Source organism: Streptomyces sp. AM 2-1-1 (assembly GCF_029167645.1).
Classification (GTDB): domain Bacteria; phylum Actinomycetota; class Actinomycetes; order Streptomycetales; family Streptomycetaceae; genus Streptomyces.
The window spans coordinates 42,240-56,710 of record NZ_CP119148.1 but is presented as its reverse complement, the minus strand read 5'-3'; the positions used below and the strand labels follow the sequence as shown (position 1 = coordinate 56,710).

At 69.8% G+C, this 14,471-nt stretch carries 13 protein-coding genes and 1 pseudogene; 6 read left to right on the top strand and 8 right to left on the bottom strand.

Features of this window, described 5'->3' with window-relative positions; all coding sequences use genetic code 11:
* Positions 1 to 36 precede the first annotated feature (36 nt).
* Positions 37 to 1,923 (bottom strand): alkyl sulfatase dimerization domain-containing protein, encoded by a 1,887-nt coding sequence (locus tag PZB77_RS31050; protein WP_275496381.1) that lies wholly within the window; start codon positions 1,921 to 1,923, stop codon positions 37 to 39.
* A gap of 337 nt (positions 1,924 to 2,260) precedes the next feature.
* Here PZB77_RS31050 and PZB77_RS31045 point away from each other — a divergent pair.
* Together PZB77_RS31045 and PZB77_RS31040 are read left to right on the top strand one after the other, a co-directional pair.
* Positions 2,261 to 2,689 (top strand): annotated as a pseudogene (locus PZB77_RS31045) (Imm21 family immunity protein); the annotation flags it as partial.
* Between the two features lie 232 nt (positions 2,690 to 2,921).
* Positions 2,922 to 3,362, top strand: a complete 441-nt coding sequence (locus PZB77_RS31040) for a hypothetical protein (protein ID WP_275496353.1) — start codon at positions 2,922 to 2,924, stop codon at positions 3,360 to 3,362.
* Positions 3,363 to 3,427: 65 nt separating this feature from the next.
* Here PZB77_RS31040 and PZB77_RS31035 read toward each other — a convergent pair whose 3' ends face one another.
* Positions 3,428 to 3,715 (bottom strand): hypothetical protein, encoded by a 288-nt coding sequence (locus tag PZB77_RS31035; RefSeq protein ID WP_275496352.1) that lies wholly within the window; start codon positions 3,713 to 3,715, stop codon positions 3,428 to 3,430.
* The gene (locus PZB77_RS31030) at positions 3,712 to 4,335 is read right to left on the bottom strand and encodes a hypothetical protein (RefSeq protein WP_275496351.1); all 624 of its coding nucleotides are present in this window, start codon (positions 4,333 to 4,335) and stop codon (positions 3,712 to 3,714) included. The genes PZB77_RS31035 and PZB77_RS31030 overlap by 4 nt, the downstream gene beginning before the upstream one ends.
* Before the next feature lie 104 nt (positions 4,336 to 4,439).
* Between PZB77_RS31030 and PZB77_RS31025 the strand changes: the two genes are divergently transcribed.
* On the top strand, positions 4,440 to 4,637 hold the full coding sequence (locus PZB77_RS31025; protein WP_275496383.1) for a hypothetical protein: 198 nt from the start codon (positions 4,440 to 4,442) through the stop codon (positions 4,635 to 4,637).
* A 171-nt stretch (positions 4,638 to 4,808) separates the two neighbouring features.
* On the opposite strand, the gene PZB77_RS31020 is transcribed toward PZB77_RS31025, so the two are convergent.
* Positions 4,809 to 5,321, bottom strand: a complete 513-nt coding sequence (locus tag PZB77_RS31020) for a hypothetical protein (protein WP_275496350.1) — start codon at positions 5,319 to 5,321, stop codon at positions 4,809 to 4,811.
* Between the two features lie 232 nt (positions 5,322 to 5,553).
* On the opposite strand from PZB77_RS31020, the gene PZB77_RS31015 reads away from it, so the two are divergent.
* The 3 genes from PZB77_RS31015 (at position 5,554) to PZB77_RS31005 (ending at position 8,136) form a co-directional block, all read left to right on the top strand.
* Entirely contained in the window at positions 5,554 to 6,513 is a 960-nt protein-coding gene (locus tag PZB77_RS31015; RefSeq protein ID WP_275496349.1) for a hypothetical protein, read from the top strand.
* Positions 6,514 to 6,718: 205 nt separating this feature from the next.
* Entirely contained in the window at positions 6,719 to 7,072 is a 354-nt protein-coding gene (locus PZB77_RS31010) for an STAS domain-containing protein (RefSeq protein WP_275496348.1), read from the top strand.
* Positions 7,073 to 7,302: 230 nt separating this feature from the next.
* Positions 7,303 to 8,136, top strand: a complete 834-nt coding sequence (locus PZB77_RS31005; RefSeq protein ID WP_275496347.1) for a hypothetical protein — start codon at positions 7,303 to 7,305, stop codon at positions 8,134 to 8,136.
* Between the two features lie 35 nt (positions 8,137 to 8,171).
* On the opposite strand, the gene PZB77_RS31000 is transcribed toward PZB77_RS31005, so the two are convergent.
* The 4 genes from PZB77_RS31000 to PZB77_RS30985 all read right to left on the bottom strand — a co-directional run bounded on the left by PZB77_RS31000 (position 8,172) and on the right by PZB77_RS30985 (position 14,445).
* The gene (locus PZB77_RS31000) at positions 8,172 to 9,869 is read right to left on the bottom strand and encodes a hypothetical protein (protein ID WP_275496346.1); all 1,698 of its coding nucleotides are present in this window, start codon (positions 9,867 to 9,869) and stop codon (positions 8,172 to 8,174) included.
* A gap of 94 nt (positions 9,870 to 9,963) precedes the next feature.
* Positions 9,964 to 10,797: a DciA family protein gene (locus PZB77_RS30995; protein WP_275496345.1), complete on the bottom strand. Its 834-nt coding sequence runs from the start codon at positions 10,795 to 10,797 to the stop codon at positions 9,964 to 9,966.
* Positions 10,794 to 12,005, bottom strand: coding sequence for a hypothetical protein (locus PZB77_RS30990; RefSeq protein WP_275496344.1), 1,212 nt, complete (start codon positions 12,003 to 12,005; stop codon positions 10,794 to 10,796). The genes PZB77_RS30995 and PZB77_RS30990 overlap by 4 nt, the downstream gene beginning before the upstream one ends.
* A gap of 661 nt (positions 12,006 to 12,666) precedes the next feature.
* Entirely contained in the window at positions 12,667 to 14,445 is a 1,779-nt protein-coding gene (locus PZB77_RS30985; RefSeq protein WP_275496343.1) for a hypothetical protein, read from the bottom strand.
* Positions 14,446 to 14,471 lie beyond the last annotated feature (26 nt).

Here is a 14,471-nt window from a genome sequence, read left to right as displayed (position 1 = left end):
ACCCACAGCCGCACAGCGCATCGCGCCCAGGTCAGGTCAGGGCGTGACGATGGAGAAGTCCGGGTCGCCGGGGTCGAGGAGGCCAGCCAGCCGGGACAGGACGGAGGCGTCGCCGGTGACCTCGATACCCGCCTTCGCGAGAGCGTCGGCCCTGAGTCCTCCCGTCGCGAGCGATGGCAGGGCCCGCGCCGTCGTCGCGAGTGTGACGTCCGCGTCACCGCTCTGGGCCGCCGGGCTGTAGGTGAGAGCGCCGTTGGCCAGCCGCAGACGGTACCGCTGGCCAGTGTCGGTCACAACGATGTCGATGGTCAGTTTCTCCTCCCATGCCCGGGGGCCGTCGATCTGGATGGCGATGGCGTCGAAGAGCATCTCCGGGGTGAGGGCGGAAACGACGTCTGCGGACGCCGAGACGGTCGGTGTGCCGAACTTCCCCTCGCGCAGTTCGGTCGCGCCGGAGAGGTAGATGTTGCGCCACACGCCGTTCTCCGCACCGTAGCCGAGCTGCTCGAAGGTGTCGGCCAGCAGCTCTCGCGCCACCAGGTGGTCGGGCTGGGCGAACACGACGTGGCTGAGGATCTCCGCACTCCAGCGGAAGTCGCCCTCCTCGAACGCGGCACGGGCCTTGGCGACGACCGCGTCCGCGCCGCCGCCGAGTTCGACGTACCGCTTGCCCTGCTCGACGGGCGGGTGCTGCCACAGATGTGCCGGGTTGCCGTCGTACCAGCCCATGTAGCGCTGGTAGACCGCCTTGAGGTTATGGCTCACCGAACCGTAGTAGCCGCGGGCATGCCACGCCTGTTCGAGCACGGGCGGGAGCTTGAGCTCCTCCGCGATCTCGATGCCGGTCCAACCCTTGTTGATCAGCCGCAGACACTGGTCGTGCAGATAGGCGTACAGGTCGCGCTGCTCGGAGAGGAACCTCACGACGCGCTCGTTGCCCCAGGTCGGCCAGTGGTGGGACGCAAAGACCACTTCCGCCTCGCCACCGAAGAGGTCGATGGTCTCGGTGAGGTAGTTCGACCAGGCGTGCGGGTCGCGGACCAGGGCGCCGCGCAGCGTGAGGAGGTTGTGCAGCGTGTGGGTGGCGTCTTCCGCGGCGCACAGCGCCTTGTGGTCGGGGAAGTACACGAGGAACTCGGCCGGCGCCTCGGTGCCGGGGGCCATCTGGAAGACCATCCGCACACCGTCGACCGTCTCGGTCTGCCCCGTCTCGGTGATGTCCAGCGTCGGGGCGATGAGCGTGATGTTGCCCGTCGCCACGGTCTGCGCCAGACCGGTGCCGAGCGCGCCCTGCGGGCTGCGGGCCAGTGCCGCACCGAACATGTACGCCGAGCGCCGGGACATCGCGGTTCCGGCATAGACGTTCTCCGACACCGCGTGCTCCGTGAACTCCGCCGGAGCGATCACCGGCACGCGGCCGGCGTCGACATCCTCCTGCGTCGTGATCCCGCGGACACCGCCGAAGTGGTCCACGTGCGGGTGGGTGTACAGCACGCCGGTGACGGGCCGCTCACCGCGGTGCTCGCGGTACAGCGCGAGCGCGGCCGCGGCCGTCTCCTCGGTCACCAGCGGGTCCAGCACCAGGACCCCGGTGTCGCCCTCGATGAACGTCACGTTCGACAGGTCGAAGCCGCGCACCTGATAGATACCCGGCACGACCTCGAACAGGCCCTGGATCGCATTGAGCGTCGACTGGCGCCACAGGCTCGGATTCGCGGTGTCCGGCGCGTCGCCCCGGAGGAAGTCGTACGTGTCGTTGTCCCAGACCACCGCGCCCTCGGAGTCGGTGATGGCGTTCGGGGACCGCTTCCCGAGGAAGCCGCGATTCGCGTCCTCGAAGTCCTGGGAGTCGGAGAACGGCAAGCTGTTCAGCAGAGCCTCGTTCTGGCCGGCGACGGTCTGGGAGACGGGCTTAGGCGTCATAGACATAGCACCCATACTGGTCATAGCGGCCCCTCTCTGCACGTCGAACGGCCGCGTACCGGCCCGCCACGCCACCGCCTGAACCTCATCGCCGGCCTCTCCAGCCAACGCCACTGATCCACCACGCGACGAAGGCCCAGCGATCACCACGCTGAACCTTCGCCATCCACGATCAGGCGCTTAGCGCTGATGATTGCTTCTTTACCAGTCCCAAGCCCGGGAGACGTCACCCTGCCGCCGCACGAGCCACTGACACTTCACGCGGCAGGACGGCTGACGTTCGCGTGGCAGACGACAGGAAGACGGTTCTGTCCTTGGTGACGCCGATGGCCGTGATGACTACGACCGCGCCTGTGAGGTGGAGGACTTGGCCGGTGTGATCCCCGTGGGAACGGGCACCGCTACTGCTCTTGTCCTGGCCGATGAACCTGCCAAGACGTGCTTCCTGCCGGAGACACTGCTGTTCGTGCGGTGGCTGGCCGCGGACTCCGAGGCCGAGGTGTTCACGGCAGCCGCGGCGGTTCTGGCCGATCCGGACACCGCTTGGGAGGACAGCGGACTGTGGGTCACTGACGGCCCGGCAGTGTTGATGGACTCGGCCGAAGCGGGTGCCGATCTGGGAGTGAACTATCCCCACGGGGGCCACTCGGATCAGGCCCCCGTGCAGCTCCCGGCAGGTCAGTGGAAAGTGCGCGCGGTCCATAGAAGCGGCGACTTTCCATGGGTCGGCTTGGTGCAACTCGTCGTCGACAACGGTCGCTCCTGACGCTCGGCCCCTACCGCTCAGGCTTCGGTGACAATCGCTCAAAGTTCGGTGACACAGGACATTCATGCAGGTCAGGGGTGAGACGGGAGTGCGTTTCACCCCTGGTGTTTCACTGCGTGTTTCGCACACCGCGCGGGCGGCGGCGACGGACGGCATGGCGACGCTGCAGAACCCGGGCCGGCTGCCAGGCTGAGCACATCCGTCCGGCCCGCAGGGTGAGTGGAGATCCGCCATGTCCGTCGCATTCCGCATCAGGTGCTGCCTGTGCGCCAAGAACATCCCGCTCGCCGGAGACGTCATCGCCCTCGATGGCGAGTGGCAGCGCCGCTACCCGGACATGCACGGCACCCTCGCCTGCGAGCGGTGCATCGGCGACTACGGCTGGAACAGCTGCACCCAGCCCGCAGGTGGCTTCGTCGACGGGCATATCGCCGCACCCGAGGGGCGAATCGACATCGACGCCTGGTGCCACCACCTCAACCGCGGCACCCACCGCGCCCTGGTGACGCTCCACCCCCGCTCCGGCATGCTCCAGGGAGCGGAGCCGTACCTGCGCTCCCTGGCCGCCCGCAAGGGGACCAACCCCGAGATCGCCGCCATGCTGCGCACGGTGATCAAGGAGTGGGAGGAGCAGCACAGCCACCCCGTCCCCCCGCAGCCGGCCACCGCCTGAATCTACGCCGGCGGCTCTGGAGATGGCGGCCGCTCTATCTCAGCTCTTCCTCGGAGCCTGAGCGTTCACCGCGGGCGGCGCGGTGCGGGCGGCGGGTCGCCGCACTCCCGCGCCAGGGCCTCGGCACCGGCGCGTACGCCCGCGGCGCGGTCCTCGGCGTCCTGGGCGAAGTAGCGGGAGGACTCGTCCCCGACGACGTCTACGAGCCGGTGCAGCAGCGCGGCCCGCCGCTCCAGATAGTCCAGCCGGCTGCCGGGCGTAGAACCGGGGCCGCTGTAGTGCTCGGCGTCGCCCAGCAGGCCCACCAGGTCCGCGACCAGCAGCCGGTCCGTGCCCGGCCCGGCGATCGTCACGACGGCTTTCCGGCAAGCGCGGCCAGGCGCTCCATCTCGTCCACGCCGCCGTTGCAGCACTTCCCGCACACCAGCCGCCGACGCCCCGGCTGCTCGGGCAGCCGGACATCGAACGGAGCCCGGTCCTCGGCCTGGTCGCGCAGGTCGTAGTCACACTCCGCACAGACCAGCCGGGCGGCGCGGGCCTGCTTCTTCGACCAGGTGGGCCACTCCGCCGACAGCCGCAGGATGGCGACGGCCATGCCGTCGGCCCGGGGCTGGAACACCGTGAAGTCCCAGTGCGGGGCGTCCTCGGGGATGTCGGCAATCACCTGCTCCAGCGACGGCATCCACGGCAGCAGGTGGCCCAGGTTCTCGCGCAGAATGCGGACCTCCTCGCCTTCACGCATGGCCTTGCTGTAGGAGCTGGCGAGCGGGAAGCGGAAAGCCGTCACGACGGTATGCGGGACCTGGAGCAGGTCCAGATCGCTGCTGAGGTCGGCGGCGGTCGCCTTCCACTCACCGCAGTTAACCTCCCGCCACAGGGCCAGCCCGTCCGCGTTCAGCCTCCCAGACGTGTTGATCGTGCCGATGATCCGCCGCTGCGCGGCCCGGGCCTCCGGGGCGACCGCTACCGTCATCTCCCACTCCCTGCTCTCGTCAGCACCTGTTCACGGCGCTGTCCGCGCTGATCAACGAGGCCGCCCCCGGGAGGACCCGGTGGCGGCCGGGGCCAGCTTTGCCCATGCTGGAAAACGAGGTGATCGGCATGGGGAAGAACAGTGGCAAAGGCTCCGGAGGCCAGCGCGGGCCCATGACACCGCAGGCGGCCTCGCGGGTGCAGTCCGCCGGCGCGAAGAACCCGGGCAGCCGGACCGCGCAGACCGGTTTTCCTGCCCGCGCACAGTCCGCCGCGGCGAAGGGCTCGCGCGGAGCGAAGTGACACCCGCCCCCGCGCGCGCCCGCCGGACTTCGAGGTGCGGGTGGACCGGCATGCCAAAGGGCGGGCCCGCACCGAGCACGGAGGCGCCCCAGTCCTCCATGCGCCTCGGCTACGGGCCGGCCCAGACTGGAACGGGCAGTGCCACGGTCACGCCCTTTTGCGGATGCCGCCTCAGCGGTGCGGGGCTCCGGAGGGGCGAGCGGGCCCGGCGGGCACAGCCGCATCGTCTACGACAGCCTCGGGCAGCTCGGTCGGCTGGACGCCCGCCTGGATACGGTCGACCACCGGCGCGATCGCGGCATACATGCGCCGTGCCATCGGCTCGTCGTCGGAGTTCGCATTCCAGCCGCCGCCGATGTCCCTCTCCAACTGCTTGAGGTAGTCGACGAGCTGCGTTCCCGTGAGCGTGACTTCAACCAGACCGCGCTGCGCGCGCTCGCCCGCGAGCTTGTGCGGTTTGGCCTGGTCGAACGACTCACGACCGTATTCGGGGTGACTGGTGCGGGCCCACATGTCCCGGGTGCAGGTGATTCTGAACGACGCGACGCCTGCCGCCTTCTCGATGCGGTCGGCATGCCCGGCGGGCGGTGCGTCCCCGCAGCCGACAGCGGTGAAGGTGAGCAGCGGGACGAGCAGCAGAACGTGGGCGGCCCGACGGGGCCGGAAGGAAATCGAAGTGATCACCGGCCGATCCTGTGTGAGCAGCCCCCCGCAGGTGGGCTTTCCGTCGTAGATCACCGGAATGTGTGACAGCGGGTGGGGGCGGCGCCACAGCACAACACGAGGCGACACCGTGCGATTCGGCCCCCGCCTTCCGGATCAAGCCAAATCCTCGTGAGCTGGCAGGACAGCCGCCGCGCTCGGAGCAAAGTACCGCTGTGACAGTACGTTTACTCAAAGTGAGGTGGGGGCCCCGGTGAAGTGGAAAGACGCGTTCGCCGACGCGATGAAGGAACTGGAGGCGATACGCAGCCAGCTGGGGCGCCTCGATGACCCAACGGTCGGGCTGACCGCTCTGCACGGCGAACTCACCCAGAGCCGCCTGAAGATCCTGGAGGTCGTCCAGGGAGGCGTCACGGGTCTGCGCGAGGAGAACCGGGAGGTACGCCGCCGCCAGGACCGGATGATCAGCGATCTGAACGAGACCCGGGGCGAGCTCCGGCAGCTGCTGGACCTCGTCGATGCCCTGGGCCCTCTCGTGCGCCCCGCAGAGACGGGAGGGGAACCCGGCGACAGCCGGCTGACGGACGCCGGGACAGCGCCCGCAGTGCCCGGAGCGCAAACCGATGACTCTGCGGCCACCACGACGGTGCAGCCGCCCACCTCAACCAACACCGCCACCGAGTCCCAGGGGGGAACCGTGGAAAACAGCGAGCGCGAGCCCGAACACAAGCAGGACCAGGACCTCGAACTGAAGCGCGCGATCGAGGCCGCCTACCAGGGCACCGCTGTCCCTGCGGCCGAGCCCGCCGCGCCCGCCTCGCAGGCGCCCGCCGTGAAACACGACCCCCTGGTCGCCCACGGAGTGCTGCTGCTCAAGGCGGCCGGGGTGGCCTCCGCGGACCTGACCGCCCACCGTGACACCTGGGAATGGCTCTCCGCCCTGGCCGTCAACCACAGCCACTTCCGCACCCCGCCCTCGGTCGACGACATCAAGGACGGACGCATCCAGACCGTCCTGTCCGGACGCTCCCTCATCGCCCTGCTGATCGAGCTGTGGAACACCCGCTCCAGTGCCCCCCCTTTCCAGAGTGACTGGGCACTGGCCACGACCGCCTACCACCGCATCGCGGCGAAACTCGCAGGCGTACATGGGCAGGGAGACACCATCCACATCATCCTGGACGACGGCCTGCCTCCCGGAACCGACGACTGACCTACCTGACGCACCGCCGGCCGCCCAGCTGACCCTGGGCGGCCGGGCGGAATGCCAGGCAGCCGGGTTTCCGCGTTCCAGCAGGTGCTGTATCCAGCAGACGAGCAGTCCGGCGAGGGTCAGGCCGGTGCCGTGGCTCAGGCGACCCCCGGTCGGCTGCCTCCCCGGCACCGCCGTCCTGCAACGCCTTGGAGATACTTTCCCCATGACGAACCCTGACGTCCCCGACCCCGGCCCGGTACCGGTGCTCACCCCCCGGGGAGACCTGGACCTGGACTCCCTCGGGCCCCTGACCGCCCAGATCGAAGCCGCAACGTCCGGACACGGCGCCGTCGTCCTGGACGCCAGCAGCATCACGTTCGCCGACTCCGCCTTCCTCCGGCTCGTCCTGACCGTCCATGACCAGGCCGACCTCAGGATCGCCGCGCCCTCGCCCCCCGTGCACCGGCTCCTGCACATCGTCGGCGCCGACACCTTCCTCCAGCTCCACCCCACCGTCGAAGATGCCCTCACCGCCGCCGAGTCGGCCCGAGGACTTCTCGCACCGCCGCGCGACTGAACGGGTGCGCAGAACGGCGAGCGGCCCCCACGGGGTGATCGGGCCCGGTGAAGACTTCGGCCACCGGTGCTGCCACCCAATGAAGCACCGCGAGGGGGAATTCCCGGGTTTCCGCGCCGTCACGCCGCCCGCCCGGGAGCTTCACCCGCCCCGCGAAGAGCGTCATCCGCGAACCCGCGGTGAACACACGGCCGTGCGCAGACATCCTGACCGCCCTGACCCTGACCTACATGGAGGACCATCCGGGGCTGCTGGCGTCCCTCAGCCCGAACGAAGAACCGCCGCTGACCACCGACGCGCTGACCGACTCCTTCCGCCGTTTCTTCGAGGAAGGCGTCCTGGGGCGGGACGGGAGGGGCGGATACGTCGGCTTCGACCGCCTGCACGCAGCGCACGCACAGCGCGAACCGCAGCTGGCGGCAGCCCGCATCGAGCACCGCCGCACGCACGAGACGTCAACACGGCCGGGCGGCGGCGGTGACCAATCCCGCCCCTGGCCTGTTGAGCGCGGTATGCCCACTTCGCGCCCCCGTCGCCGGTCCTCGCGGCCGCCCGTCGTCGACCGCCCCCACGCCCCGCTGACCGGTGAGTACGCGGCGGACCCGGCCGTATGCCACCCCGCCTTCCAGATCGCTGTCGACTTCGGGCTCATCGGCGTCGACGCTGTCGGAGACGTCCTTGCCGAAGACGAGTCCATCGCCCTGGCCGAGAGGATGGGGTTCTGTGACTGCGGCCGGCTGACCCTGGACCACCACGACCTCACCCGACAGGAGCTGAACAGGGTGGCGGCCGCCAACATGACCGCCGTCCAGGGGCTGCTCCTGGCCGCGACCGACTATGCCCACCGCACCTTCAACTGTGCCGGGCTCAGCGCCCTGATCCACGAACTCACCCAAGGCCCCCGCGCCACGTTCGAGCCTCCCGCACTGACAGCCCTCCTGGACCGGGTCCGTACCGCGCACCGGGCCGAGAGCGGCCACGCCGGGCACAGCCGTGTGCCTGACGCCATCACCTGGCCGAGCACAGCAGCGTCCTCCATGCCCGAGCTGATCCCCGGCCACTGACACCCACCAGGACACGGCGGCCCTGGTCCAATATCTCAAAGTTCCGGAACGCCAGGTGCGGCCTGGTAGATGTCTTGCTGGCTGTTCTCATTTTCCGTATTCGGTTTTCTCTGCTGCGTAAAGTCTGCGGCAAGCTGGTATCGCCGTGTGTGCGGCCTGCCCGGTGACAGGCACCAGGCCCCTGGACCTTTCTGGCAGGCGGGGCAGGTCACGTCGTACACCTGCCAAATGGTAGGCGCTCTTCCCGTTTCTTCCGTCTTTCGATCCCCGATCTCTCTGAGGAAGAGCCGCAGCCGGTCGGCATGGGGAGTGCCTCGCAATTGCCCTGTGCGGGGACCGCCCAGGGTGACGCACTGCTGGCCGCGATCGGCTCCACACAGCGGGCATGTTTTCGTGGTCCAGTACCCCCGGCCGACCAACTGGTGCAACGGTCCCGGCACCGGGGAGCGTGGAGGGAGAGCGAGGAGTGACTCGAGCCGCTCCTTCCATAGAGAGATCTCGGCACGCTGGTGCCGCACCTTCTTTCCGGCTCGTGCGAGTTCATCAGCTCCGTGGGTCATCTGCTGGACCTTGAGGGCCAGTAGATCCGGGTCGCCGTTGGCCGGAATGCGGCTTACTTCTTCGAGAAGTTTATTCAGGTGTGCGAGTGCCGCTGGAATCGCCGCCGTCAGGTATTCCGCAGCCGCGCGGATCGCCGCTTCCTCTTCCATCGTCCGGTCGACTTTGGTGGCCTTTTTGACCTGGGCGATCAAGCTCTTCACCTGGCTGAGCTTCTCAGCGGCCACGGCTTGGTTGAGCTCGTGTACCTCGGTGCGGCGAGACTCGGCTTCTTTCTCTGCCCAGAGCAGAGCACTGTGATGTGCGGCCTCCAGCCGCTTCTGCAGTTGGGCGCTGACTCCGGAAAGGCCGGCGATCTCGCGGCACACCGCCGCCGTAAGGTCGGGCGACTCGGTCCGGCGGGCGTAAAGCAGCCGACGCATCAGCTCCTGCGCCCGCCCGTCCTGCGGCAACGTCTCCTGCTTCTTGCCCGGAGTCCATCGCGCCCGCCCGGGTGTGCTGTGTGCCTGAATGATCCGTTCGATGGCCGGGGTGGAGAGTCCACGGTCGGTGACCTCGCACTCGTCCAGGGAAAACCACTCGGTGGGCCGGGCGAAGGCCTCGGTACCGATACGGACGTGCCGGCCGGTGCCTTCGCTGTCCAGGCGGATGCGGTGCACGTACCAGCGTCTGATCAGGGTGTCCTGGTCCACCGGGACCGAGAGGCCGAGGACCGGCTCGTCCTCACTGTCCCACTGCGGGGCCACGCTCTGGTCCAGGTGCACCCGCAGCTTCTTGTGCGCGAGCTGGATGTCGACGACGGAGCCCAGGGGGCTGCCGTCCGGCTGCGCGAAGTCGAAGTCGGCCCGCGTGCCACGGCTGCGAAGCCAGGCGGCGGCCGCGGACTTCACGTAGAGGTGGTCCGCGCTGTTCACGCTGCGGGCCCGACGGCCACAGTCATGGGGCTGGCCGTCCGGGCCGGGATGGTGCGCGAAGTGGCAGACCCGGTCGGTGTAGAGCTTCGTCGTCAGCCGGCCACCGCAGCCGCCGAGGAGAAGCCCGCACCAGAAGGAGTCCTGTTCATGAAAGCTGCGGAAGGCGTCCAGTTCGATGGCCTCCAGCGGCAGAACGAGCGGCTCCTCGGAATCCGCGCTGCCGAGTACCGCCGTCTGGATCTGCCGTTTGTCACGCCGCACGTGCCCCTGCCTTTCCTCTCAACCCAGCGTGGCAGTAACCCTGTTCACTCCGCAGCCGATCACCCTGATTTCCCGCTCAGCGCACACCGTGTGATCAGGCCGTACGGTGCAGAGGTCCACGCGCGGCCGCCGGTGGGATCGTGGTGAGACCAGCTCGTTCGGCGGCGAGGCGCTGGAGCGCTCGGGCCCGGGCTGCGTCGCTGGAGGTCACGGTCCGTTGCTGGGCGGCTTCCTTGGCGGCGAGTTCCTCGAGGGCTTGGCGGCCGTCGCCGAAGTCGTCTTCGGGTTCCCGGAGCCGTTCGCGGATCTGCCGTTCGGCGGCGGCCCGGACCTTCGAGTCGGTGGCCGTCTTCTCCTGCCGGGTGGCGCGGTGGGCGGCGAGCGCCTCGTGGTAGCCGGCCGGTGCGGGCAGGCGCACGGCAGGTCGGGCGGGCACCGTCGGCGGTACCGGTTCGGCTGCCACGGCGGGGCGGGCCGTCGCGGGCGCGGGCGGCAGGACGTGCACGGTGCGGACGTTCGCTCCGGGGACCTGCGCGTTGGCGGCCGCGCTCAGCTTCGGGGCGGTCCAGCGGAGTTTCGTGGCGGCTGCCGGGGTGGCGGGGACGATGTCCAGGCGTCCGGTGTCCGCGTCGAACGCCACGGCCTGGACCCGCTCGGCGAGTTCGGGCGCGACCGCGGCGAGGATCGTGTCGAACTGCGCGAGGACGGTTCCGCCGGCGGCCGGGGCGGTCATGCCGCGTTCGGTCAGCATCCGGCTGATCGCACTGCCCAGCCCGAGCGGTTCGCGGCCGTCGCGCCGTACGACGGTGGTGGTGCGCCGCTTAGGCTTGTTGGCGGTGGCGCCGTTCTTCTTCGCCGCTTCCCGGGCGGCGGTCAGGGCCTGGCGCGCGAGGTCGACCCCGCTCAGCTCCGGCTGGACGGTGGTCACGCGATCACCGCCCCGGTGGTGTCGGCGCCGAGGGTACGGGCGGCGAGTTCCGGCAGCCGGTCCGTCCACGACCCGGCCCCGGTCTGTCCGGTCGGGCGCACCGTGGTGGCCTGCTCGCGCAGCTGGTCCAGGCGTACCGTCAGCAGGTGCTGGGCGACGCGGTCCCGGGCGGTGGTGGAGGCCTTGGTCGCGGCGGCGACGGCGGCCTCACCGGTCGGGTTGTGCTGAAACCAGCGGCGCCCCTGCTCGGTCCGGTAGGCGCGATCCGCCTCGGCTTGGGCTTCGTCGGTCCGGCCGAACGCGGCCACCGCGCTGGTCTCGGCCTGGTCGGTGATCTGCTGGACGGTGCTGTGGGCGGTGAGCGCGGCCGCGAGGTCGGCGCGCTCCTGGTCGTCCTCCAGCTCAGCCGGGGAGAGCTCCAGGAACTCCGCCCACTCGGCGGCGACCTTGCGGTCGATCGCTACACGGACCCTGACCTCAAGGGCCGCGACGTCAACCGCGCTGGCCGACGGGTCGAGGGTCCTGGCCGCGACGAGCTGCACGGCCCGTACGGTGAGCGTCTCGGTCTCGCGGCGGCAGCCGCACGCCTCGCAGAGCCCACCGGCCCCGGTCTGCCCGCAGTCCTCGCACGCCAGCGCCTGGCGCACCGTGGCGGCGACGGCCGCAGCCTGACGCTTCAGATCGGCTCGCTCCTGGGCGGCGGCGCGGGCCGCTTCCCGCTCGGCCTCCCGGACGCGGGCCTCCTCGCGGCGCCATACGAACCGCTTCGCGTCGGCGGCCGTCTGGGATTGCAGCCGCTCCTCGACGACTTGGCGGCGGGCGGCGTCATCGAGGCCGGGCAGCTCCTGGCCGACCTCGGCCGCGACCCGGATCCGGGCGGCCCGACGCACGTGGAGCACGTTGGCGCAGTTCTCGCAGTCGGTACCCGTGTCGAGGCGGGTGCCGTCGTCGCACCGCCGGTCGGCGCACGCCTGACGTTGCACCAGGCCCCGCCCGATCAGCCACCCGTACGGGCGCTGGACCAGGGCCTCGCCGCCGGTCTCCGCCAGGCGGGCAGTGAGGCGGGCCGCGAGCCGACGTGCAGCCGCCTCCTGCTGACCGACCCAACCTTCCAGCCGGCCGAGCTCCGCCTCCGCAGCCTCCACGACCCGGCCCTGCTGCCACCTGGACAGCCCCTGCCACAGCCACGAGACCGGCCCCAGAGCCACCCGCAGACCAGACACCTCCGGCAGGTCCACCCGCTTCTGCTGCTGCGTCTTTCCACCACGAACAGCCCGCGGGTCGTTTCTGCACCGTGCGGGCCACCGGTGGGGCCAGCGGCTGCCCGCAGAGGACAACCTGCACTTTCTGGCTGCAGATCTTCGTCCCGCTCGCAGCGTTCGCTTTCACGACGCTGCCCAGCGTCTCCTGGTGGCTCAGCACCGAGACCCGCCCTTTTCTGCTGGGCCGCAAGCACGGACGGTTCGCAATGATCTACGCCGTCGCTCTGGCTCTGATGGCAGGCTTCTTCGGCTCCTGCGGGACTGGGCCGCCGTTGACCTGCTCCTGCACCTTCAATTGACCGCAGAAGCTACCTTCAAGCTTTTGTACGACGGATCATCATGATCGCAAAGCTCAGGGCGCCTGCGGTTGCGACGGCCCCTGCTACGAGCGCCACAGCGTTCCCTGTACTGGAACCCCAGACAATGCCAAATATCCCGACAACTGCCGCGATGAAAATGAAACCCCACATTTTAGCTTCAGGGCTCTCAAGCACGAATACTCCCTCGTCGTAATTTCAGTCGGATCTAATGGTGGACATGTAGCTGAGTCGTGGAATGTTCCTTCCGCTGAACCCAGCCTCTCGGGCAAAGGGGGGGCCTCGTCAGGTCACGCCTCTGTGCCGGTCTCGGGCCGGGGCTTTCGAAGGCGGGTGAACTCCTTGGCCCGTTCGACGCGTGAGCGGTGCGGGCCGCCCGTCGTCGTGCACCGGGCGTCAGCGCCCTGGCCGCAGTCAGGACAGGTCACCTCATACACCCGCCACGGGGGCGGCGGCTTCGGCTGGTTCCTCTGCCGTTCCCTGCGTTCGTCGATGATCGGCTGGAGCCGCTCGTCATGGGGCACGTGCCGCACCTGACGGGTGCGGCTCCCGTTGCCGATGACGCACTCCTGGCCGCTGCCCGCCCGGCAGCGTGGACAGCTGGTCTTGATCCAGTGCCGCCGAGCGACCTGCTTGTGCAGCTGCGGGCGCTGCTGTGGCCACCCCACCGGCGTGCGGGGCGCGGCTGTCTGGGCCGGGGCCGGCTTGTCGAGGCCCGCGCGCACCTTCCAGGCAGCGATCTGGATCTGCTGGCGCTGCCCGAGAAGACGGCCGACTTGGGCCGCTGCCTGAATCAGCTGCTGTACCTGGGGGCGCAGCTGGTCTTTGGCCCGGTTCTGGGGGAGGCTGCGGAGGCCCTCCAGGAGGGCATGCACGCGCTCGGCCGCCGCCGAGGCGACCGAGGCGACGTGGTCGGCGGCCGCGCCGACCACGCGGATCTCCTCCTCGGTGCGATCGGGGCCGGCGGTCATGTTGACGTGAGTGAGCAGCGTCCGAACACGCTGGGTACGGCCTGCGGCAACAGCGGCGTCCAGATCGGCGAGGAGGCTGCGGCGGACCTCGGTCTGCTGCTCCAGCCAGCGCCTGGCATCCGCGACGGCGGCCCCCAGCTGTGCCTGCGTTTCCTCCTCGGCCCCGGTGACCTCGGCGATCTGGTCACACAGCCGGGACACGACGACGACGGCCCCCACCTTGCGGGCGTCGGCGAGCTGGCACAGCAGAACCTGCGGCCGCTCGGCGTCCGGGGCTTTGTGTGCCGTATCAGCCGTCCAGGCCGGGGCATTGCGTGCCCTGCCAGCCGTCCAGGCCGGGGCGGGCCGGCTGGTACGGGAGCGGATGATCTTCTCTACCGCCGGTGTCGACAGGCCGCGCTCGGTCATCGTGCACGTGTTCAGCTCGAACCACTCGACGGGCCGCGCGAACGCCTCGGTGCCGATCTGCACCCGACGGGCGGTGCCTTTGCTGTCCAGCCGGATCCGGTGCACGTACCAGCGGCGGATCAGGGTGTCCCGGTCGACCGGCACCGACATCCCCAGCACCGGCTCGATGCCGTCGTCGTCCCACACCGGCTCCACCACCTGGTCCAGGTGCACGCGCAGCCGGCGGTGACGGGAGGTGATGTCCACCAGCGAGCCGACCGGTGCCCCGCTCGGCTGGGCGAAGGCGATATCGGCCTCCTCGCCCCTGTTCCGGAACCAGGCGGCGGCAGCGGACTTCACATACAAGTGGTCGGCGCTGGAGATGCCTCGGGCGCGGCGACCGCAGATGTGGGGCTGGCCGTCGGGGCCGGGATGCACGTGCGCGAAGTGGCAGACCCGGTCGGTGTAGAGCTTCGTCGTCAGCCGGCCACCACAGCCGCCGAGAAGAAGCCCGCACCAGAAGGAGTCGCGCTCGTGGACCGTGCGGAAGGCGTCCAGTTCGATGGCCTCCAGCGGCAGAACGAGCGGCTCCTCGGAATCCGCGCTGCCGAGTACCGCCGTCTGGATCTGCCGTTTGTCACGCCGCACGTTCCCCGCCCTTTCCTCTCCAGCCAGGGTGACAGTCACCTCCTTCGCTTCGCAGCCGATCACCCTGATTTCCCACCCGGCGCACACCG

What these genes read in the sequence shown, in the direction of transcription:
- PZB77_RS31050 (WP_275496381.1), bottom strand. Translation starts at nt 1,923, where the DNA reads ATGACGCCTAAGCCCGTCTCCCAGACCGTCGCCGGCCAGAACGAGGCT.
- PZB77_RS31040 (WP_275496353.1), top strand. Translation starts at nt 2,922, where the DNA reads ATGTCCGTCGCATTCCGCATCAGGTGCTGCCTGTGCGCCAAGAACATC.
- PZB77_RS31030 (WP_275496351.1), bottom strand. Translation starts at nt 4,335, where the DNA reads ATGACGGTAGCGGTCGCCCCGGAGGCCCGGGCCGCGCAGCGGCGGATC.
- PZB77_RS31025 (WP_275496383.1), top strand. Translation starts at nt 4,440, where the DNA reads ATGCTGGAAAACGAGGTGATCGGCATGGGGAAGAACAGTGGCAAAGGC.
- PZB77_RS31010 (WP_275496348.1), top strand. Translation starts at nt 6,719, where the DNA reads ATGACGAACCCTGACGTCCCCGACCCCGGCCCGGTACCGGTGCTCACC.
- PZB77_RS31005 (WP_275496347.1), top strand. Translation starts at nt 7,303, where the DNA reads ATGGAGGACCATCCGGGGCTGCTGGCGTCCCTCAGCCCGAACGAAGAA.